General features: G+C 69.4%; 21 protein-coding genes. 10 read left to right on the top strand and 11 right to left on the bottom strand.

All coding sequences use genetic code 11. From position 1 onward, the window contains the following. The gene (locus E4P24_RS07130; protein WP_188148297.1) at positions 1-1,743 is read left to right on the top strand and encodes a DNA mismatch repair protein; all 1,743 of its coding nucleotides are present in this window, start codon (positions 1-3) and stop codon (positions 1,741-1,743) included. A 79-nt stretch (positions 1,744-1,822) separates the two neighbouring features. Here E4P24_RS07130 and E4P24_RS07125 read toward each other — a convergent pair whose 3' ends face one another. Further along, positions 1,823-2,044 (bottom strand): hypothetical protein, encoded by a 222-nt coding sequence (locus E4P24_RS07125; RefSeq protein ID WP_049896080.1) that lies wholly within the window; start codon positions 2,042-2,044, stop codon positions 1,823-1,825. Positions 2,045-2,293: 249 nt separating this feature from the next. On the opposite strand from E4P24_RS07125, the gene E4P24_RS07120 reads away from it, so the two are divergent. Then, entirely contained in the window at positions 2,294-2,482 is a 189-nt protein-coding gene (locus E4P24_RS07120) for a hypothetical protein (RefSeq protein WP_004063509.1), read from the top strand. Between the two features lie 51 nt (positions 2,483-2,533). Here E4P24_RS07120 and E4P24_RS07115 read toward each other — a convergent pair whose 3' ends face one another. From E4P24_RS07115 to E4P24_RS07105, 3 genes are all read right to left on the bottom strand, one after another. Further along, positions 2,534-4,888, bottom strand: coding sequence for an ATP-dependent DNA helicase (locus E4P24_RS07115; protein WP_115802533.1), 2,355 nt, complete (start codon positions 4,886-4,888; stop codon positions 2,534-2,536). A gap of 87 nt (positions 4,889-4,975) precedes the next feature. Continuing rightward, positions 4,976-5,362, bottom strand: a complete 387-nt coding sequence (locus tag E4P24_RS07110; protein ID WP_006600329.1) for a winged helix-turn-helix domain-containing protein — start codon at positions 5,360-5,362, stop codon at positions 4,976-4,978. Positions 5,363-5,405: 43 nt separating this feature from the next. After that, complete coding sequence (locus E4P24_RS07105; RefSeq protein WP_115802532.1) at positions 5,406-6,590, bottom strand: MFS transporter; 1,185 nt, start codon at positions 6,588-6,590, stop codon at positions 5,406-5,408. An 89-nt stretch (positions 6,591-6,679) separates the two neighbouring features. Here E4P24_RS07105 and E4P24_RS07100 point away from each other — a divergent pair, with 89 nt between their 5' ends. Continuing rightward, entirely contained in the window at positions 6,680-8,116 is a 1,437-nt protein-coding gene (locus tag E4P24_RS07100; RefSeq protein WP_255409743.1) for an NAD(P)H-hydrate dehydratase, read from the top strand. Beyond that, positions 8,113-8,640, top strand: a complete 528-nt coding sequence (gene moaC / locus E4P24_RS07095) for a cyclic pyranopterin monophosphate synthase MoaC (protein WP_115802530.1) — start codon at positions 8,113-8,115, stop codon at positions 8,638-8,640. The genes E4P24_RS07100 and moaC overlap by 4 nt, the downstream gene beginning before the upstream one ends. Before the next feature lie 47 nt (positions 8,641-8,687). Here moaC and hflX read toward each other — a convergent pair whose 3' ends face one another. Beyond that, complete coding sequence (gene hflX, locus E4P24_RS07090) at positions 8,688-9,989, bottom strand: GTPase HflX (protein WP_188148296.1); 1,302 nt, start codon at positions 9,987-9,989, stop codon at positions 8,688-8,690. A gap of 240 nt (positions 9,990-10,229) precedes the next feature. Between hflX and E4P24_RS07085 the strand changes: the two genes are divergently transcribed. Next, the gene (locus E4P24_RS07085) at positions 10,230-10,559 is read left to right on the top strand and encodes an FUN14 domain-containing protein (protein ID WP_004063524.1); all 330 of its coding nucleotides are present in this window, start codon (positions 10,230-10,232) and stop codon (positions 10,557-10,559) included. 31 nt (positions 10,560-10,590) lie between these two features. On the opposite strand, the gene E4P24_RS07080 is transcribed toward E4P24_RS07085, so the two are convergent. Beyond that, positions 10,591-11,307 carry a ribosome assembly factor SBDS gene (locus E4P24_RS07080; RefSeq protein ID WP_004063525.1) on the bottom strand — a complete coding sequence of 239 codons (717 nt, stop codon included), beginning with the start codon at positions 11,305-11,307 and terminating at the stop codon, positions 10,591-10,593. A gap of 109 nt (positions 11,308-11,416) precedes the next feature. Here E4P24_RS07080 and E4P24_RS07075 point away from each other — a divergent pair, with 109 nt between their 5' ends. Beyond that, the gene (locus tag E4P24_RS07075) at positions 11,417-11,731 is read left to right on the top strand and encodes a NifU family protein (protein WP_004063526.1); all 315 of its coding nucleotides are present in this window, start codon (positions 11,417-11,419) and stop codon (positions 11,729-11,731) included. A 126-nt stretch (positions 11,732-11,857) separates the two neighbouring features. On the opposite strand, the gene trxA is transcribed toward E4P24_RS07075, so the two are convergent. After that, the gene (gene trxA / locus E4P24_RS07070; protein ID WP_004043596.1) at positions 11,858-12,193 is read right to left on the bottom strand and encodes a thioredoxin; all 336 of its coding nucleotides are present in this window, start codon (positions 12,191-12,193) and stop codon (positions 11,858-11,860) included. 128 nt (positions 12,194-12,321) lie between these two features. Beyond that, positions 12,322-12,981, bottom strand: a complete 660-nt coding sequence (locus E4P24_RS07065; RefSeq protein WP_006600332.1) for a 2,5-diamino-6-(ribosylamino)-4(3H)-pyrimidinone 5'-phosphate reductase — start codon at positions 12,979-12,981, stop codon at positions 12,322-12,324. Positions 12,982-13,101: 120 nt separating this feature from the next. Here E4P24_RS07065 and E4P24_RS07060 point away from each other — a divergent pair, with 120 nt between their 5' ends. Continuing rightward, positions 13,102-14,211 (top strand): glycosyltransferase family 4 protein, encoded by a 1,110-nt coding sequence (locus tag E4P24_RS07060; RefSeq protein WP_004063528.1) that lies wholly within the window; start codon positions 13,102-13,104, stop codon positions 14,209-14,211. A gap of 59 nt (positions 14,212-14,270) precedes the next feature. Here the strand turns inward: E4P24_RS07060 and E4P24_RS07055 are convergent, their stop codons facing one another. Continuing rightward, on the bottom strand, positions 14,271-14,648 hold the full coding sequence (locus E4P24_RS07055; protein ID WP_004043599.1) for a hypothetical protein: 378 nt from the start codon (positions 14,646-14,648) through the stop codon (positions 14,271-14,273). Between the two features lie 92 nt (positions 14,649-14,740). On the opposite strand from E4P24_RS07055, the gene E4P24_RS07050 reads away from it, so the two are divergent. Genes E4P24_RS07050 through E4P24_RS07040 form a run of 3 tightly spaced genes read left to right on the top strand, consistent with a single transcriptional unit; the run spans position 14,741 to position 18,724 of the window. Next, entirely contained in the window at positions 14,741-16,024 is a 1,284-nt protein-coding gene (locus E4P24_RS07050) for a Single-stranded DNA binding protein (protein ID WP_006600333.1), read from the top strand. Continuing rightward, a complete protein-coding gene (locus E4P24_RS07045; RefSeq protein WP_188148295.1) occupies positions 16,021-17,934 on the top strand; it encodes a rpa-associated protein in 1,914 nt (637 codons plus the stop codon). Before E4P24_RS07050 ends, E4P24_RS07045 begins: the two co-directional genes overlap by 4 nt. Positions 17,935-17,938: 4 nt before the next feature. Then, the gene (locus E4P24_RS07040) at positions 17,939-18,724 is read left to right on the top strand and encodes a metallophosphoesterase (protein WP_188148294.1); all 786 of its coding nucleotides are present in this window, start codon (positions 17,939-17,941) and stop codon (positions 18,722-18,724) included. 49 nt (positions 18,725-18,773) lie between these two features. Here E4P24_RS07040 and E4P24_RS07035 read toward each other — a convergent pair whose 3' ends face one another. Together E4P24_RS07035 and E4P24_RS07030 are read right to left on the bottom strand one after the other, a co-directional pair. Beyond that, positions 18,774-19,052: a hypothetical protein gene (locus tag E4P24_RS07035; protein ID WP_115859972.1), complete on the bottom strand. Its 279-nt coding sequence runs from the start codon at positions 19,050-19,052 to the stop codon at positions 18,774-18,776. After that, positions 19,049-19,327, bottom strand: coding sequence for a hypothetical protein (locus tag E4P24_RS07030; protein ID WP_004063541.1), 279 nt, complete (start codon positions 19,325-19,327; stop codon positions 19,049-19,051). The genes E4P24_RS07035 and E4P24_RS07030 overlap by 4 nt, the downstream gene beginning before the upstream one ends. Positions 19,328-19,414: the final 87 nt, after the last annotated feature.

Below are 19,414 nucleotides of genomic sequence, written 5' to 3'. Positions count from 1 at the left end.
ATGCGACTCGAAGACTACTGGGGCGTCGGCCCGAAGACCTCGGACCGACTGGAATCGGCGCTCGGCAGGGAGGGGGCGGTCGCCGCCATCGAGTCGGCCGACGTGCGGGCGCTCGTCGACGCCGGCGTCACCCGCGGGCGGGCGGTTCGCATCCTCCGCCGCGCCGACGGGCAGGCCGGCATCGACGCGCTGGCGACCCGCGACGCCCGCAACGTGTACGACGACCTGCTGTCGCTGGCGAGCGACCGCGCGCTGACCGAACACGCCGCCGACCGCATCCGCGTGTTGACGCCGCTGCCGACCGTCGAGGCCCGGCGCGACCGCCTCGATCGCATCCTCGCGGCGCGGGAGGCGTGGGCCGACCTCGACGACGACGCCCGCGACGCTATCGAGGCGGCGTTCCGCGACTACGACGAGGCCGGCGAGACCGAACGCGCCGCCGTTCGCGCGGCGCTCGAACTCCGCGAGGCCGGACTCCGCGGCGAGCCGTTCGACGCGCTCGCGGAAGCCGACCCCGACGCCCTCCGCGATGCGCTCGGGGCGCTCGGCTACGTCGACAACGACGGCTCGGTCGCCGCGGGTGCCGACGACCGCCTCGACAGCCTGCGGAGCAGACTCGACACCGCGAAGGAACTCCAATCCGGCTCGTTCGACGTGCTCGAAACCGTCCAGTCGCGGGGCGTCCGCTCGCTGGACGACTTCCGCGCCGCGTTCGTCCAGTACGTCGCCCAAGAGACCGACCTCTCGCGCGGCGAGGTCGAGGCGGTCGCCGCCGAGGACGCCCGCGACGCGACCGACTTCGTGAGCGCGTCGCTCCGGGCGCTCGTCGAGGACCTCGAAGCCGACGCCGCCGCCCGCGAGGAGACCGTCGCGGAGGAGCTCCGCGACCGCATCTGGGCCGCCCGCGACGACGTGGACCTCGCGGTCGAGGCCGTCGACGAGGTCGCGCTGTCGCTGTCGCTCGCGCGGTTCGCGGACGAGTACGACCTGACGCCGCCGGACATCGCCGAGACGGGGCTGGCGGTCTGCGGCGCGCGCAACCTCTTTATCGACGACCCACAGCCGGTCTCCTACGCCGTCGGTGACCACGAACTCGCGTGCGCGTCGGGGCCGACGCCGCCGGTCGGTGACCGCGTGTCGGTCCTCACGGGGGCCAACAGCGGCGGGAAGACGACGCTCTTGGAGACGCTCTCGCAGGTCGCCATCCTCGCGTCGATGGGGCTTCCCGTCCCCGCGGAGTCGGCGGTCGTCGGCCGGTTCGACTCGGTCGTGTTCCACCGCCGGCACGCGAGCTTCAACGCGGGCGTGCTCGAATCGACGCTCAAGTCCATCGTCCCGCCGCTGTCGGGCGACGGGCGGACGCTGATGCTCGTCGACGAGTTCGAGGCCATCACCGAGCCGGGGCGCGCGGCCGACCTGCTCAACGGCCTCGTGAACCTCACCGTCGAGCGCGACGCCTTCGGCGTCTACGTCACGCACCTCGCGGACGAACTGAGCCCGCTGCCGCCGGAGGCGCGCATCGACGGCATCTTCGCCGAGGGGCTGACCGACGAGTTGGAACTGCGCGTGGACTACCAGCCGCGGTTCGGGACGGTCGGCAAGTCCACGCCGGAGTTCATCGTCTCGCGGCTGGTGGCGAACGCCCGCGACCGCGCCGAGCGCGCCGGCTTCGAGGCGCTGGCGGCGGCTGTGGGCGAAGAAGCGGTACAGAAAACGCTGTCCGACGCCGAGTTCGTCGACTGAGCCGACGCGGCGTCGGAGGGGGGCGAGCGTCGGCGGAAACGCTCGTCGGCGGCGCATCGACCGCGTCGGCGTCGACGACTCAGCACATCTCGTCGAGCGAGACGAACGCGTCGGCGTCGGCGGTCAACCACGCCTCCATCCGGTCGCAGCAGCTATCGCGTCGGGGGTAGACGGTGACCTGGTCCGGGCTCCCTCGATAGGAGACGACGACACTATGGAGGAAGCGGTCTCCGGTGGTATCCGCGCCGGCGCGGTCAGCGGTCCCTGCAACCGAGTTCTGAGATGCGGGCAGTTCGGACATTCGCCGTCACGTACACAAACGCGACCGTGATTACATAACCTTCACTAAGTGTGGTAGGCATTGACAATACCGGTGGGTTACAAAACGTTGCACCAAGTGGGAGTACGGAGTGATACATAGCCGTGCACACCGACGCGCAGGTGTGGATTCCACAGTTTCGTTGCGTCGGGCGCGCTGTCTGGCGCGCCGTCGGGCGACTTCTGCCGGCGGAGACGGGTTGAAGTGCCCGGAACCGCCATCTGGGTGTCAATGGTCGATCCCACGTCCGATTTGGAAGCGAACGTAGACCCGGAAGACGCCCCGACCTGCGCGACGTGCGGGGAGCCGATTGCGAACAACCCGACGCATCACGTCGTTACGTGGGTCGAAGACGACGCTGTGCAGGCGCGGCACTTCTGCGACGACGACTGCCGGGACGCGTGGGACGACGAACGCTGACGCTCTCCTGACGACTGTCCGCTCGCCGCCGCGGCGCGACCCCGGCCGCGACTACTCGACCGACGACCAGAACTGGTCGAGGCCGAAGCCGAGCATGTCCGGGCTGACGGGTCTGAACTCCTCGCGCTCCTGTGCCGGTAGGTAGTCGCGGACGCCGTTCCACGAGTCGCGGGCGTACCGAGCGTCGACGAAGACGCGGACGCCGACCTCGTCGGTGCCGCGGATGACGCGCCCGATGGCCTGTCGCGCCTTTCTGACCGCGGGAACGGTCAAGGCCGTCTCGAAGCCGTCTCCGAACTCGCGGTCGTAGGCGGTCTTCACCGCGCGGGTCCGCGGCGACGACGTGTTGATGAGCGGGACGCCGCAGACGACCGCGGCCGAGAGCTTGTCGCCGCTGTAATCGACGCCCTCGGTGAGCGTGCCGCGGAGGCTCGTCACGAGCACTTTCCCCTCGCCGCCGAAGAAGTCGCGCTTGAGTCGCTCCGTCGCACCGTCGTCGGACGACTCGTCGAGGAGGACGGGCTTATCGACGCGGGCTTCGAGCGCGCCCGCCATCCACTCGGCTTCGGCGTAGTTCGGCATCCCGACGAGGACGTTGCCCGGCGACCGCTCGCACACCTCGACCGCGGCGTCGGTGTACGCCAGTCGCGTCTCGTTTTCCTCGCCGGGCGGCCCGCGGTTGCTGTGGGTGAACTTCGGCACGTCGACGGCGAAGCTCGCGCGGTTCGACTCGGGGAAGCCGAGGCCGAACGTCCGCTCGGCCACCGGGCGGCCGTCGTCGGCGAGGGCGTCGAGGCCGGTCACGCGCCGGAACACGTCGATGGGTTCGAGCGTCGCGCTCATGAGGACGCCGCCGCCGAAGTCGCCGAGGCGCTCCGCGATGGCCTCGCCGGGGACGCAGTTGTGGACCGACAGCCGGGCGTTGTACGCGCGCCGCCACGACTCCGGCGGCTCCATCTCGTCCCACGTCCGTTCGAGTTCGATTTCGCGGAAGTGCTTCTCGTGGTCGGCGTAGGCCCACGTCGAAAGCGCCCGCCCCGCCGCGGGGGCGGCCCGGCGCTTGTCGTCCTCTTCGACCGAGTCGAGGATGCGGGCGACCGCCGAGCCGGTCGCCTCGGCGCGGACCCACGTTCCCTCGTCGTGGCCCCTTTCCTCGGCCCACTCGGTGAGTTCGTCGACGCCGGGCTCCTCGGGGTCGCGCAGCGGGAGCTCCTCGTCGTCGAGTTCGGTCGGGTCGGCGCGCCAGCCGCCGTACTCGCGGTCGAGATGGGCGGTCACGCGCCGGTCGAGCTCCTCGCGGAGGTCGCGGATGAAGTCGCGGGTCTCCTCCAGTTCGCGGAGCGTCACGTCGGCCTCCTGAAGCTCCCCGCGGACGAGGTCGGCGTCGACGGTGGACTTGCCGGCGTCGTCGAACTTCACGGGCTGGATGACGCGCGTGAACTCGCTTTCGGCGTCGCGGAGCGTCCGGTCGCCGACGCCGACGGAGACGAGGTCGCGGACGCGGGGTTCGAGCATGTGCGCCTCGTCGCAGATGACGAACGTCGAGTCGTCGACGAGCGCGCCGGTGAACGTGCCGACGGTCGTCGGGTCGAACGCGTGGTAGTAGTTGCCGACGACGACCTCGACGTGGGGCAACAGCGCGCCCATCACGGAGTGCGGACACGACCCCGCGCCCGCGGCCAGCGAGACGAGGTCTTCGGTCCCGACGAGTCCCTTGTCGTCGAAGTCGAAGGGGACGGCCTCGATTGGGTCGCCGTCCTCGGGGAGGTCAGCGAGGAAGTTCGCGTAAAAGGGGCAGTACTCCACGTCCTCGTACTCCGGCATCGACGTCGGGTACGGCGTCGGGTCGCCCGCGGTTTCGAGGTAGTCCGGGCCCGCGGCCGTCGAGCCGGTGTCGAGGAGGCCGGTCTGTTGCTCGCGGGCGTCTTTGGCGAGCGCCTCGGCGCTGGTCCGGCCGCCGTCGCCGACGAGCCCGCGGGTCCGGTCGCGGAGGGCTTCACAGCGGTCGTAGACGGTCGCGTCGTCGATGCCGCCGCAGCCCTCGCGGCTGTAAGGACACACGTCGGACTTGCCGACGAGCGTGAGCCCCGAGACGGGCTTCCAGTCGGTCGGGAGGTTCTCGTTGATGGTTCGGAGGTCGGCCTCGAACTGCCGGAGCTGTTGCTTGACGCTCGTGAGGACGAAGACGCGCTCGTAGTCGGAGTCGGGGTCGCGGACGAGGTCGATGCCGGCGGTGAGCGCGAGCATCGTCTTGCCGGTCCCGCACGCGCCCTCAACGACGGCGAACCCGTCGTCTCGGGCGGTCTGTATCGCGGTTTCGATTCCGTCGGCCTGCTCCGGGTACGCCTCCGGGTGGCCGAACACCTCCTGCCAGGTCACGCTCTGTGGTCCAGTTGCGACGGCCATAGGGGTGTCGGTGACTGGTCGCGGACCCGTACTTGAACGTTCGCGCGAGAGCGAGCCCCCGGCGCACGGGACGCGAGGCGAACCGAGCTATTCGAGGAACGCGGAGACGACCTCAGCGAAGGCCTCGCGGTCGTCCCCGTCGCCGCCGATACAGACGACGAACGGGGCGGCGGCGGCGTACACTTTCATCTCGCGACCCTTCTCTGAGTAGCGGGTGTCGGCGACGCGGACGAGGTCTGCGCCGATGAGGTTCCCGAGATGGTGGCGAGTGTTCTGGACGGAGGTGTCGACCCGCGTCGCGAGTTCGGTCGCCGTCGCGGGCGACTCTTGCAGACACGACAGCAGGTCGCGGGCGGTGTCACAGGAGAGGCTCCCGAGGAGTTGCGCCGTCTCGTCGTCGTCGAGCCAGTGAACCCGGGGGTCTGACTCACCGGTCGTATCGACGCTCCCGTCAGTCGGCCGCGACCCTGACATACAACTGACATCACGGGTGGGGGGAAGTAAATCGTTTCGTCTATCAGTCACTCGATAGGTCGGCCCGGTCGACACCGGGGAGCCGGTTCACCGCGTAGAGGACGGCGAGCGCGGCGACGAACACCGCGAGCCCCCCGGCGAGCGTCCGAAACACCGCCTCGAAGGCGTAGTTCGCCTCGGTCAGGAAGCCGACCGCGCCGCTCCCGTTGGCCTCCAAGAGGAGCGCCGCGCCGCTGAAGACGGCGTAGGCGCTCCCGCGGGCGTCGCTCGGCAGCGACGAGAGCATGAACGTGTCCAGCGCGGGAAACAGGCTGTGGATGACGTAGCCGAGCACCGCGACGACGGCCGCGACGGCGACGAAGCCCTGCGCGTACGTCAGGGCGACGAGCGCGCCGATGAAAGCGACGAGCAGGCCGAAGATGTACGGGACGTGCGGGAGGTTGTCCGCGAGGCGGCCCGACAGCGAGAACGCGGGGACGCCGGCCGCGAAGACGATAGTGAGCATCGTGCTCGCGGTGGCGGCGTCGAACGCCTTCGCCTGCGTCATGTACGACACGAGGAAGTTGAACAGGCCCTGCCAGACGAACCCCGCGGGCGCGATGAGGAGGATGCCCGTGAGGATGAGCTTCCAGTGGCCGAGTGCGGCGGAGAAGTCGCGGTCCGCGCCCGTGCCGGCCCCCGCGCTCCCGTCGCGGGAGACGGCGTAGAGCAGGAGCGTCACGAGCGCGCCGGCGGCCGCCAGCACCCAGAACGTCTCGCGCCACGAGTACGACGCGAGGATGAAGACGACGACGGGCGCGGCGACGACGGCGGCGACCTGACTGGCCGCGCCGTGGATGCCGACCATGCGGCCGACGCGCTCGGGGTACAGTTCGCCGACGAGCGGGGTCGCGGAGACGAAGTACGCGCCCGAGGCGAGGCCGAGGCCGAACGCGCCGATTTGGAGCGTCAGCACCGACGTCGCGCTCGCGGTGAACGCCGCGGCGACGACGAGGAGCGTGCCCGACCCGAGGACGACCTTCGACCGCGAGACGCGCGTGAGGAGGTAGCCGACGGGGATGCGCGGGATGGCGGTGCCGAGCCAGACGAGGCTCGTCACGACGCCGATGGTCGCCGGGCCGACAGAAAACTGGGTCTGGAGCGTCTCGACGAGCGGCGGGAACGCGACGCGGCCGAAGTTGACGAGGAAGACGAGTCCGCAGAGAGTTCCGAAGAGGCGGCGAGTCACTACCTCGAACTCAGTCGCCCCCGAGTCAAACGTTGCGAATCCGACCCGCGACCACATGTGTTAACGCGCCGCCGGGCGAACGGGGGCGTATGATTACGAGTCGACGCATGGCCGCGGTCGACCTGAACGCCGAGGCGCTCGGCGTGCCGCGGAAACAGCTCATGGAGTCGAGCGGGAACGCCGTCGCGCGGGCGTGCCGCGACCTCGCGGACCCCGGCGCGTCGGTCGCAGTCGTCGCCGGCCGCGGCAACAACGGCGGCGACGCGCTCGTCGCCGCGCGGTTCCTGAAGGCGTACGACGTGACCGTCCACCTGCTCGGCCGCCCCGAGACGATTTCGACCGACATCGCCCGCGAGAACTGGGACGCCCTCGTCGCGGGCGAGGCCGACCGCCGGACCGTCACCGACTCGGCCGCCGTCGACCTCGGCGACCCGGACCTCGTCGTGGATGCGATGCTCGGCACCGGCGTCACCGGCGCGCTCCGCGAACCCGAGGCGACGGCCGCGCGCGCCATCAACGAGTCGTCCGCGACCGTCCTCGCGGTGGACGTGCCCTCCGGCGTCGACGCCGACACGGGCGACGCGGCGGGCCTCGTTGTCGATGCGGACCGGGTCGTCACCTTCCACGACGACAAGCCCGGTCTCGGTGACCTCGACTGCGAGGTCGTCGTCGCCGACATCGGCATCCCCGAGGCCGCCGAGTTGTTCACCGGTCCCGGCGACCTCCTCGCGCTCGACCGCGACGCCCAGAGCCACAAGGGCGACCACGGCGACGTGCTCGTCGTCGGCGGCGGTCCGTACACCGGCGCGCCCGCGCTCGCCGCGCAGTCGGCCCTCAGAGCCGGCGCGGACCTCGCCCGCGTCGCCTGCCCCGAGACCGTCGCCCGCGAGGTGCAGGGTTACTCGGAGAACCTCATCGTCCGCGGCTTCTCGGGCGACCGACTCGCGCCCGAACACGTCCCCGACCTGCTCGATTTCGCCGCCGACCGCGACGCCGTCGTCTTCGGCCCCGGCCTCGGCGACGCCGACGAGTCGCTCGCCGCGGTCCGGGAGTTCCTCGCCGCCTACGAGGGGACCGCCGTCGTCGACGCCGACGCGCTTCAGGTCGTCCCCGAGGTCGACACCGAGGCGACGCTCATCTGTACGCCCCATCAGGGAGAGTTGCGGAAGATGGGCGGCGAGACCGACGCCGACTGGGAGACGCGGAGCGACCTCGTCCGCGAGTTCGCCGCCGACCTCGGCCACACGCTCCTCGTGAAGGGCGCGTACGACGTGGTTTCAGACGGCGACGCGGTCCGCGTCAACCGGACCGGGAACCCCGGCATGACCGTCGGCGGCACTGGAGACGTGCTGGCGGGGGCGACCGGCGCGCTCGCGGCCGTCCTGCCCCCGCTCGACGCGGCCGCCGTCGCGGCCTACGCGAACGGCCGTGCGGGCGACCTCGCCGCCGAGGCGTTCGGCAGCGGCCTCGTCGCCACCGACCTGCTCGAACGACTGCCCGCGGCTCTACGAGGTGAGGAAGCATGAGCGACGAGCGCGCCGGTGCGGAGTCGAACGAGTCGGCCGACGGCGACGACCGCGACCTGACGCACGTCGACGAGGAGGGTAACGTCCAGATGGTCGACGTGGGCGCGAAGCCCGACAGCCGCCGCCGGGCGGTCGCCCGCGGGACCATCCACCTCAGCGCCGCGACGGTTCGGGCCATCCGCGACGACGAAATCGGAAAGGGCGACGTGTTGGCGACCGCCCGAATCGGCGCGATTCAGGCCGTCAAACACACGTGGGAGACGATTCCGATGTGCCACCAGATACCCATCACGAACGTCGACACCGAGTTCGAGGTGGGAGACGAGTCGGTCACGCTCTCGGTCACCGTCGGCACGACCGGGAAGACGGGCTGTGAGATGGAGGCGTTAGAGGGCGTGACGACCGGACTCAACGTCGTCTGGGACATGGTGAAGGCCGCGGAGAAAGACGACGACGGCCAGTATCCGGGGACGCGAATCTCGGACGTGGAGGTCGTCACGAAGGAAAAAGAGACGCTCGACTGAGCCGAGCCGAATCGGCGGGTCGGTGGGGCCAGCGTTGGGGACGCGACTCAGGCCGAGTCGGCCGGCACGGAGAGGTCGGACGCCTTCGCCCGCGCCTTCTCGACGATTGCCGGGCGCGCCTCGAACTCGACGTGGACCTGTTCGCCCTCGTACTCCTCGGTCTCGACGTGGGCGTGGTCGTAGAGCCACGAGACGAGGCTCATCGTGTCGTCTGCCATCGGCAACAGGAGGCGCTCGCGCTCCCACGCGGGCAGTTCGTCCTCGACGCGGGCGGCCAGTTCCTCGACGTTCTCGCCGGTCAGCCCCGAGACGGCGACGGGGTTGGGCGCGAGCGCCGACAGCGCCGCGCGCTTTTCGTCGAGTTCCGCCGCGTCGACCTTGTCCACCTTGTTGAACACGGTCACGATGGGCGCTTCGTTGCGCTCGTAGAGCGTGTCGTGGCTGGTGACGAGTTTCTCGCGCATCTCCTCGATGGGCTCGGAGGCGTCCACGACGAGCAACACGAGGTCGGCCCGGTAGACCGAATCGAGCGTGGACTTGAACGACTCCACCAGCCAGTGGGGGAGGTCCGAGACGAACCCGACCGTGTCGGTGAGAAGCACGTCTCGCTTGCCCGTCTCGGCGCGGCGCGTGGTCGTCCCGAGCGTCGTAAACAGCTTGTCTTGGGACTCCGCGGTCGGGTCAAGGTCCGGGTGGAGGTCGTCGTTCTGGCCGACTTCGAGGTCGGCGGCGAGCCGCTGCATCAGCGTCGACTTCCCGGCGTTCGTGTAGCCCGCGAGGGCCACGAGGTCGAAGCCGGATTCGCGGCGCTGTTCGCGCCGGGTCTCCTCTTTGTCCGCGATGGCGTCCAGTTCGTTCTTGATGCGCGAAATCTGGGCCTTGATGTCCTGCTCGCGGCTCTCGTCGTACTCACCGAGGCCCATGAAGCCGGGGCGCTCGTCGCGCTTCGCCAGCGACGCCTTCGCCTCGGCGCGGGGCAGTTCGTAGCGTAGCTCGGCGAGTTCGACCTGCAACTGCGCCTTGCGGGTGTTCGCCCGCTGGCCGAAGATGTCGAGGATGAGCGTGAAGCGGTCGATGACCTCCGCGTCGTCCGGGAGCTTCTGGGCGATGTTGTACGTCTGGTAGGGGCCCAGCCGGTTGTCGAACACGACGGCGGCGGCGTCTTCGCGCGCGACGAGCGACGCTAACTCGCCGACCTTCCCCTCGCCGAAGTGGAACGCGGCGTCCTCTTCGCGGGTCTGCGTGAGTTCACCGACCACCTCGTAGCCCGCCGCGCGGGCGAGGTCGGATATCTCCGTCAGGTCGGCGTCGCCGCGGTCGACGCGCTTCGCGACGATGACGCGACTCATCGCCGCACCTCGATTGTGGGGTACGTAGCCTGCACTGTGTCAGTCGGTACTAGCCGCCGGAGGCACTTAAGCCCCGCTCGGCCGGGGTCACGCGTCGAGATGGCGTCCCGTCACCTCCCGTTCCATGGCCGCGTTTGGTCGCCGGGACTCTTGTAGGTTGCCCGGGCGCGACCTGACAGTTCGATGATGGCGACAGTCTCCTCACAAATCACTTATGCCGACGGGCGGGATGTTCGCCGTATGGACCCCTTACAACTGAGCATCGACCCGCAGCAGCTCGGCATCGAGTTCGGGAGCGGGGCCGTCATCGGCGGCATCATCGGCTTCGCGGCGAAGAAAATCGCCAAGCTCATCGCCGTCATCGTCGGTCTCGAACTCGCCGTGTTCAAATTCCTCGAATCGCGGGGCATCATCACCGTCGACTGGGAGCGCCTCACCGGCGGTCTCGTGAGCGCCACGCAGGACGCCGCGACCGGCGCGCCGCCGGACTGGATTTCGACGATTCTCTCGACGCTGTCCGTCTCCGCCGGCTTCTCCGGCGGCTTCCTCGTCGGCTTCAAGAAAGGATAATCGACGCGTCTCGAAGACGCGCTGTCCCGTCTCAGAGTTCGTCTTCGTCCTTGACGATGCGCGTCTCGGCCGTGCCGCTCGTGATGTTGTTCACCTTGTCGTAGAAGTCGTTTTGCATCCCCGCGGGGAACGTGATGACGCCGACCCACGAGCCGTCGTTCTGCCACTCCTCGCGTTCGAGGTCGCCGTAGCTCCGAATCTGCGCCTGTCCGCTGCCGGCGTACTCGGCGGGGAGTTGGACGGCGACGGTGACCTCGGCGAACTTGATGGGCAACACGGGGCGGAGCGCGTCGAGCGCGTCGTCGACCTGCGACTCGACGGGCTCCATCGGGTCGATTTTGAAGCCGGCCTCTTCGAGCGCGCGCTCGATTCGCTCCGGCGGGTGCGGCGAGTCGTTCATCTGGGGGTTGACCGCGTTGCGGGCGATGCGGTTGATGAGCGACTTGCGCTTCTGTTCTTGCATCTCGCGGCGCTGTTCGGCCGTGATTTGAATCTCTCCCTGTTTGACGACCTCGGGGATGATTTCCAGCGGGTCGGTCGTCCCGAACACCTTCTCGAGGTCGTTCTCGGCGGGGCGGTCGCCGCGGGAGGCGTCCTCGAACACGTCTTCGGCGGCGATGACCTCTTCGAGGTCGCCGTCGAACTCGCCGCGCTTTATCGAGAGCGCCGCGTCCGGGTCGATGAGCACCTCGAACCGCGCGCCGTGAGATTCCAGGCGGGCCGTGACTGCCTCGTCGAGTGAAATCATAGCTTCCGATTCTCTCTCCGTGGTAAAAAGCCCTCGGCGGCGTCACGCAAAATTCGCTGCGGCCCCGTTCGGAGCAATCGTTATGCTCGCCCGCGCCCCACGTCTTCGTATGAGTTCGCAGGCGTCGGAGAAGTCCCTCGAAGAACGGCTCGACCTGTTCATGCGGCGGAACTTCCCCCAAATCGAGATGCACGGCGGCGACGCGGGTATCGAGGCCATCGACGAGGAGACCGGCGAGGTGTGGATTTCCCTCACCGGCGCGTGTTCCGGCTGCGGTATCTCCCCGATGACGATTCAGGCGCTGAAGTCGCGCATGGTCGCCGAGTTCGAGGAGATAGACGCGGTCCACGCCTCGACCGGCGGCTTCTACGACGACGAGCCGGGCGCGGGGTTCGAACCCGACGTGTCCGACGCGCCCTTCTGAGCGGCCTTCTACCATCGCCTTTCGACCGAGCCGACCCCACGAGCGACGACGCTCCGAGCGCGCGCCGCGCCGTCGCTCGCCGTGAGAGATAAACGGAGAATCGGGCCGAACGGAGCTGACGCCCGCTTACGCGGCGGCTTCGATGATGTCGACGAGGTCCTCTTTGCTCTGGACGCCGATGACCTCTTTGACCTGCTCGCCGCCGGCGTAGAACTGGAGGGTCGGGACGCTGCGAATCCCCTGCTCGCGGGCCAGCTCTTGGAGTTCGTCGATGTCGACCTTGGCGACGACGGCGTCGGTCTCCTCCGCGATTTCCTTCACGGTGGGTTCGAGCATCTTACACGGGCCGCACCAGTCGGCGTGGTAGTCCACGAGAACGACCGCGCTGTCGGCGACGAGTTCGTCGAGTTGGTCCGAACTCTCGATATGGATAGGCGCGTCGGTTGTCTTCGGAGTGCTCATATCTCCACGTATCGGCGCGACACTCTTACCCATTGCGCCTGTTTGCGCGGCGACGCACGACCGCGAAACGCCGCATTCGCGGCGAAAACGGTCGGATTCGCGGACGAGGCGGAGGCGGAGGCGCAGACTCAGCAGTCGTAGGTCAGAAGCACCCCGTCGTCGACCCGCTCCACGTCGCGGAGCGACAGCCGGGGGAAGTCGGAAACGAACCCATCGCCGTCGGCGAGCGTCGGCGCGTCGCGGCCGCCGATGACCAGCGAGCCGACGTAGAGCGTGAGTTCGTCGACGAGGCCGGCCTCGAACAGCGAGAAGATGAGTTCGCCGCCGCCCTCGACCATGAGTCGGTCGACGCCGCGCGCTTCGAGCGCGTCGAAGGCGTCGGGGAGCGACACCCGCTCCGCGCCCGCGACGACGAGTTCCGCCCCGGCGGCTTCGAGCGCCTCGCGCCGGCCTCCGGGCGCGGCCTCGGAGACGAGGAGGTAGGTCGCCGCCGCGTCGTCCAGAATCCGGGCGTCGGTCGGGGTTCGGGCGCGCGAGTCAGCAACGACGCGGGCGGGATGCGGCGAGTCGCCGCGGTCCTCGCGGGCGGCGACGAGGCCGGGGTCGTCGAGCGTGAGATGCGGGTCGTCTGCGAGGACGGTTCCGACGCCGACGGCGACGGCGTCGGCGGCCGCGCGAATCTCGTCCACGCGGGCGAAGTCGTCGTCGCCGCTTATCGTCACCTGCTCGCGGCGTCGAGACGAGAGCTTGCCGTCGAGGCTCGCGGCGGCGTTGACGTGGACGTGCATACTCGCGGGTCGTCGCCGCGGCGAAAACGCCTTTCGGTGAGGCGCTCTCACGGTGTTGCCGGACAGGAATTAAATAGGCCTCTGTGGTACATTGTGTCATCTATGACTGCCAAGGTCCTGATGCTGGGGTGGGGGTTTCCGCCGAACGTCAGCGGCGGGCTCGACACGCACGTCGGCGAGATGTTCGAGCGACTCGAAGACCGGGAGGACGTGGACATCGAACTCGTGCTCCCGGCCGAGTACGCGCCGGACCGCGAAGGCATCGTCGGGGTCCCGACGGGCGAGGGCGACATCATCACCCGCATCGGACGGCTGGGGTCGACGTTCGCGGAGCGCGCCGCCGACGCCGACATCGTCCACACGCACGACTGGTTCGGCTACGGACCGGGGTCGCGCGCGAAATCGAACAACGAGGACGTGGAGTGGGTGACCACGTTCCACTCGCTTTCGTCGGACCGCAACATCGACCCGCCGCAGCGGGAAGTCGAAACCGAGCGCCGCATCGCCGAGCGCTGTGACCACCTGCTCGCGGTGAGCGAACTCCTCGCCGACAAGGTCAAACGGGAGTACGGCGGCGACTGCCACGTCATCTACAACGGCTTTTCCGAGTGCGAGACGACGGGTCGCGACCTCAAGGCGGAACTCGGCATCGACGGGAAGATGCTGTTTTTCGTCGGCCGCCACACCGACCAGAAGGGCATCTCGCATCTCGTCTACGCGATGGAGAAACTCGCCCGCGACGACGTGACGCTCGTCATGGGCGGGTCGGGCCACCTCACCGCCCAGCTCAAGCGGTTCGCAGAGCTGCTCGGCGTCGAAGACCGCATCGAGTGGGCCGGCTACGTCCCCGAGGAGGCGCTCGGTGACTACTACGCCTCCGCGGACCTGTTCGTCTCGCCGTCGCTGTCCGAACCGTTCGGCATCACCATCGTCGAGGCGCTCTCGACGGGCACCCGCGTCGTCGCCACGGAAAGCGGCGCAGCCGAGGTCCTCCCGGAGGACTGCGTTATCGAGGTCGAACCCGATTCGCGCTCCATCGCCGACGGCATCGAGTACGGCCTCTCGCTGGAGGGGAAACCGGAGTACGAACCGTACACGTGGGACCGCGTCGTCGACGAGACGGTGGAGTACTACCACAGCATCCTCGACGGGAACGTTGACTCGTCGGCCGGGGCGGACAACGAAGTCGACGCCACCGACGCGGACGCCGCCGAATCGGACGCGAACTGACGCAAAATCGGAGTCGAGGAGTCGGCACTTGGCAATTCGTCCGGCCGGTCGCCCCGCGTTCAGCGGAGGAGGCGCACGTCGGTCACCGGCTCGGGGTGGCGAATCCGGTAGCCGCCGCGGGTGGGCACCATCCCCTCTCGCGGCATCGTCCCGCGGGCGGACTGGTACGGCGAGTCGTCGGTCTGGACCGACTGGTACGGCGAGTCGTACGCCGACTGGTAGGGGCTGTCCGACGACTGGTAGGCGCTGTCGCTTGCGGCCTCGGCGTCGAACCCCTCCGGCGGGAGGTAGATTCGCTCGCCGGACGCCGACTGGACGACGACCGCGGAGTCCTTGTCACCTTCCATCACGATGGTCGTCCAGCCGTCCTCGATGGTCACGGAAAACGAGACCTCCTCGTCGGCGTCGCCGGCGTCCGGCCCCTCGTCGTTCGACATACGAGTCCAACTGGCACGCGAGCACTTAGTGATTCGCCCGCGGCCGGTCGCCCGGCAACACTTTTTATCCGACGGGGGCGAATCCCGACTCGATGGAACTCGACCAGCATGCCGAGGAGCTCGCCTCCGCCCTCGGTGTCGACAAAGAGGAGGTCAAATCCGACCTGCAGAACCTGCTGCAGTACAGCGTCCCGCTCGACGAGGCGAAACAGAGCGTCCGACGGAAACACGGCGGCGGCAGCTCCGGCGGGAGCGACGGCGCGCCCGCGACGAAGCGCATCGCCGACATCGACCCCGACGGCGGCAACGTCTCCGTGACGGTCCGCGTGCTCACCGTGGGCACCCGCTCTATCGTCTATCAGGGCGACGAACAGACCATCCGCGAGGGAGAACTCGCAGACGAGTCCGGCGTCATCTCCTACACCGCGTGGCAGGACTTCGGCTTCGAACCGGGCGACTCCGTCGTCATCGGTAACGCCGGCGTCCGCGAGTGGGACGGCAAGCCCGAACTGAACATCGGCGCGTCCTCGACGGTCGGCGTGGAGTCCGAGACGGTCGAGACGCCCTACGACGACCGCATCGGCGGCGAGGCCGACCTCATCGACCTGCAAGCCGGCGACCGCGGCCGAACCGTCGAGGTCCGCGTCCTCGAAGTCGACTCGCGAACCATCGACGGCCGCAACGGCGAGACGACAATCCTCTCGGGCGTCGTCGCCGACGAAACCGGCCGGCTTCCCTTCACCGACTGGGCTCCCCGCCCAGACGTGGAGGAGGGCGCGAGCCTGCGTCTCTCGGACGTGTACGTCCGCGAGTTCCGCGGCGTGCCGCAGGTGAACCTCTCGGAGTTCACGACGCTCGACGTGCTCGACGACCCCGTTTCCGTGACGGACTCCGCGCCGCGTCTGAAAATCGGTGAGGCCGTCGACGCCGGCGGGATGTTCGACGTGGAACTGCTCGGGAACGTCCTCGAAGTGCGCGACGGCTCCGGGCTCATCGAGCGCTGTCCCAAGTGTAGCCGCGTCGTCCAGAACGGCCAGTGCCGCCAGCACGGCGAGGTCGACGGCGAGGACGACATGCGCGTGAAGGCGATTCTCGACGACGGCACCGGCACGGTGACCGCCATCCTCGACCGCGACCTCACCGAGGAAATCTACGGCGGGACGATGGCCGACGCGATGGAGGCCGCCCGCGAGGCGATGGACAAGGAAGTCGTCGCCGACGACATCGCCGACACGCTCGTCGGCCGCGAGTACCGCGTCCGCGGGAACCTCTCGGTGGACGAGTACGGCGCGAACCTCGAAGCCGACGAGTTCGAGGAGACCGACGACGACCCGGCCGAACGCGCGGCCGCCCTCCTCACGGAGGTGCGCGCATGAGCGCCTCGCCGGTCGTCGGCACGCGGGAAATCGCCTACCGCGTCTTCGCCGCCGAGTTCGACGACGCGTCGCTGTCGTACTCCGAGAGCGACGAGGAGCGCGCGCCCAACTACGTGGTCACGCCCACCGGCGCGCGGCTCAACCGGACGTTCGTCGCGGGCGTGCTCACCGAGGTCGAACACGTCAACGACGAGGTGCTCCGCGGGCGCATCGCGGACCCGACGGGCGCGTTCGTCACCTACGCCGGGCAGTACCAACCGGAGCCGATGGCCTACCTCGACGCGGCGACGCCCCCGGCGTTCGTCTCGCTCGCGGGCAAGGCCCGGACGTACGAACCTGACGACGCCGACGTGGTCTACTCCTCGGTCCGCCCGGAGAGCGTCAACACCGTCGACGCCGACGTGCGCGACCGGTGGATCGTCTCGGCCGCCGAGGCGACGCTCCGCCGCATCGCCGTGTTCGACGAGGCGCTATCGATGCCGTACCGCGGCGACGACCTGACCCGCGCGCTCGAAGCCCGCGGCGTCGATTCGACGCTCGCGGCGGGCGTCCCCCGCGCTATCGACCACTACGGGACGACCCGAACCTACCTCGACGCCCTGCGGGAAGTCGCCGTGCAGGCGCTCGAACTCGTCGCGGGCGACCGCGACCAAGTGGACCCACTCGATGTCGCACCCGGCGACGGCGGCGACGCGGTGCTCGGCCCGCTCCCCGAACTCGACCTCGAACCGGCCGACAGCGTCGATATCGAGGTCGACGAGGCGGACGCGGGCGAGGTAGAAGCCGACGCGGGCGAGTTCGAGGACGAATCCGGTTCCGAACCGGCCGCAACGCTCGATTCGGAGCCGGAATTCGACGACGGTGCCGAATCCGAGGCCGTCGAGCCGGAGTCCGAATCCGAGCCTATCGCAGAACCCGATTCCGAGCCGGAGTCTGCATCCGACCCCGAGCCGGTCGCCGCCGAGACGACGACTTCGACCGAGGGCCATCCGGAGGCGTCCGAGCCGGAACCGGCGTCTGAGCCGTCCGCGACGGTCGATGCCGAACCGGAGCCGGAACCCGCGGCAGAACCCGAATCCGAACCCGCCGCGGAACCCGACCTCACGTCCGAACCCGAACCGGTGACCGACTCGCTCGACACCGAGTCTGAGCCCGACTTCGACGCCGGGACCGACGACGGCGCGCTCGGTGATTTCGAAGACGACGCCCCCGACGCGGGCGCGACCGACGCCGGTTCGCTCGACGACTCGGGAAGCGGAACCCTCGGCGACTTCGACGACGGCTTCGACGACCCCGACCCCGAGGCTGGCGATTCGACCAGTTCGACCGATTCGACCGATTCGACCGACTCAGCGTCCGCCGACGCCGACGCCGACGACTCGGTCGACCCAGACGGGATGTACGAACTCGACGAGGACGAGCGGGCCGAAATCGAATCCGAGTTCGGCACGGAGTTCACCTCCGGCGCGGACGTCGACCCCGCCGGCGAGGCGGACATCGACGTGCCCGACGCGGACGACCTCACAGAGCAACTCGAAGACGAATCCGCCGCGGCCGCCGAACCGGAACCGGAACCCGCGACCGCCGCCGCGGAACCCGAACCAGCGGTCGAATCCGAACCAGAACCCGAACCCGAGCCGACGCCCGACGCGGCGTCGGACGGGGACGAAGACGAGGCCGACGCTGACGCCGACGCCGACGAGTCCGCCGAGGACATCGACCTCGAATCGGTCGTCGTGGACGCCATGGACGACCTCGACGACGGCGACGGCGCGACCCGCGACGAGGTCGTCGCGGCCGTCGTCGACGAGCACGGCGCGGACCCCGGCGCGGTCGAAGACGCCATCCAGGAGGCGCTCCTCGGCGGCCGGTGTTACGAGCCGCAGGACGGCGTGCTGAAGGCCATCTGAGGCCGTGCCGGAACCGCTCGTCGAACCGATTCCCGACCATCCCGCCGCGGTAGCGCGGACGAGCAGGCGCGGATTCCCCGAACGGTCGCTCGTCGTCGCTGACTACCACGCCGGTATCGAGGCCGGCCTGCGGTACGAACGCGGGGTGGAACTCCCGTCGAAGGCCGCGGTCCGCCGCGAGCGCCTGCTGTCGCTTCTCGACCGGACCGACGCCGACCGACTGGTCGTCCTCGGTGACCTCGGCCACCGCATCGGCGACCCGGACGGCGACGAGGCCGAGGAACTCCGCGGCTTCGCGGCCGCCGTGGCCGACCGCGCCGAACTGACGGTCGTCCCCGGCAACCACGACGGCGGCCTCGCGGACTTCTTCGGTGACGACGACGTGGAGGTGACCGACCCCGCGGGCGTCCGCCTCGGCGACGTGGGATTCTGCCACGGCCACACGTGGCCCTCGCGGGAAGTGCTCGCCGCCGACGTGGTCTGCTCGGCCCACGAACACCCGGCAGTCAGGCTGGAAGACGAGGTCGGCGGCGCGCGGAAAGAGCGCGTCTGGCTCCGCGGCGCTCTCGCTCCCGAAGTGTTCGCGGAACACCACGAGGTCGCCCCCGCCGAAGTCGCGCGAGCCGACGCCGAACTCGTGGTGTTCCCGGCGTTCAACGACACCTCGGGCGGGACGTGGGTCAACGTCCCCGGGCAGGGCTTTCTCTCGCCGTTCCTACCCGACGGCCTCGCGGACGGCGAGGCCTACCTGCTCGACGGCACGCGGTTGGGCGACTACCGGAACGTCTGACTCGGGTCGTCGCGGTCGCTAACCGCGGCTTCCCGTTTTTCCGACCCGCCTACGCGAAGACGAACGTGAGCGTACCGAGCACGAACACGGTGACGCTCGCCACGCGGGCGAGTCGCTGCCAGCCGGTCCACTCGCGGAAGAACTCCGGCACACCCTTCTCCCGCTCTCGAACGGCGTAGCCGACGAACCAGAGCGCCGAGAGCACGAGCACCGCGGCGAAGACGAGTTGCCACGCCGCGAGGTCGCCCCGTTGGTTGCCGAGGACGATGAAGAGGTTTCCAGCGGTAAAGCCCGCCTGCGACAGCCAAAAGGACCGTTCGGGCGTCACGTCACCACCGCGTACAGTTGGAAGGCGATGCCGACCGTGTAGAGCCCGGCGGCGGCGACGACGAGGTAGACGAGCGGCCCCCAATCGGACGGAAATCGGGCGCGGTCGGGGTCGCGGAGGGCGACGACCGCCCCATAGATGACGGTGACCGCGCCGGCGGCCGCCGCCGCGGTGCCGATATCGGCGGCTCCCGTTGCGAGGTCGAGCGCGACGCCGACGGCGGCCGAGAGTCCGAAGACGACGAACGCGAACCAGTAGGCTCGTTTCGGGGACACGCCCGAAATTGATTCACGGACGACATGAATCTCCCGGTGGGGACCGCCCCGAGCGGTGCGCTTAATCGCCTCGAACCGTAACCTCGG

Source organism: Haloferax sp. AS1 (genome assembly GCF_014530665.1).
GTDB lineage: Archaea > Halobacteriota > Halobacteria > Halobacteriales > Haloferacaceae > Haloferax > Haloferax volcanii.
This window is presented reverse-complemented; position numbering and strand designations above follow the sequence as displayed.

Coding starts and splice junctions, on each gene's coding strand:
- E4P24_RS07130 (WP_188148297.1), top strand. CDS start 1: ATGCGACTCGAAGACTACTGGGGCGTCGGCCCGAAGACCTCGGACCGA.
- E4P24_RS07065 (WP_006600332.1), bottom strand. CDS start 12,981: ATGCACGTCCACGTCAACGCCGCCGCGAGCCTCGACGGCAAGCTCTCG.
- E4P24_RS07100 (WP_255409743.1), top strand. CDS start 6,680: ATGATTACGAGTCGACGCATGGCCGCGGTCGACCTGAACGCCGAGGCG.
- E4P24_RS07045 (WP_188148295.1), top strand. CDS start 16,021: ATGAGCGCCTCGCCGGTCGTCGGCACGCGGGAAATCGCCTACCGCGTC.
- E4P24_RS07055 (WP_004043599.1), bottom strand. CDS start 14,648: ATGTCGAACGACGAGGGGCCGGACGCCGGCGACGCCGACGAGGAGGTC.
- E4P24_RS07075 (WP_004063526.1), top strand. CDS start 11,417: ATGAGTTCGCAGGCGTCGGAGAAGTCCCTCGAAGAACGGCTCGACCTG.
- hflX (WP_188148296.1), bottom strand. CDS start 9,989: ATGAGTCGCGTCATCGTCGCGAAGCGCGTCGACCGCGGCGACGCCGAC.
- E4P24_RS07085 (WP_004063524.1), top strand. CDS start 10,230: ATGGACCCCTTACAACTGAGCATCGACCCGCAGCAGCTCGGCATCGAG.
- E4P24_RS07110 (WP_006600329.1), bottom strand. CDS start 5,362: ATGTCAGGGTCGCGGCCGACTGACGGGAGCGTCGATACGACCGGTGAG.
- E4P24_RS07080 (WP_004063525.1), bottom strand. CDS start 11,307: ATGATTTCACTCGACGAGGCAGTCACGGCCCGCCTGGAATCTCACGGC.
- E4P24_RS07060 (WP_004063528.1), top strand. CDS start 13,102: ATGCTGGGGTGGGGGTTTCCGCCGAACGTCAGCGGCGGGCTCGACACG.
- E4P24_RS07120 (WP_004063509.1), top strand. CDS start 2,294: ATGGTCGATCCCACGTCCGATTTGGAAGCGAACGTAGACCCGGAAGAC.
- moaC (WP_115802530.1), top strand. CDS start 8,113: ATGAGCGACGAGCGCGCCGGTGCGGAGTCGAACGAGTCGGCCGACGGC.
- E4P24_RS07050 (WP_006600333.1), top strand. CDS start 14,741: ATGGAACTCGACCAGCATGCCGAGGAGCTCGCCTCCGCCCTCGGTGTC.
- E4P24_RS07125 (WP_049896080.1), bottom strand. CDS start 2,044: ATGTCCGAACTGCCCGCATCTCAGAACTCGGTTGCAGGGACCGCTGAC.
- E4P24_RS07115 (WP_115802533.1), bottom strand. CDS start 4,888: ATGGCCGTCGCAACTGGACCACAGAGCGTGACCTGGCAGGAGGTGTTC.
- trxA (WP_004043596.1), bottom strand. CDS start 12,193: ATGAGCACTCCGAAGACAACCGACGCGCCTATCCATATCGAGAGTTCG.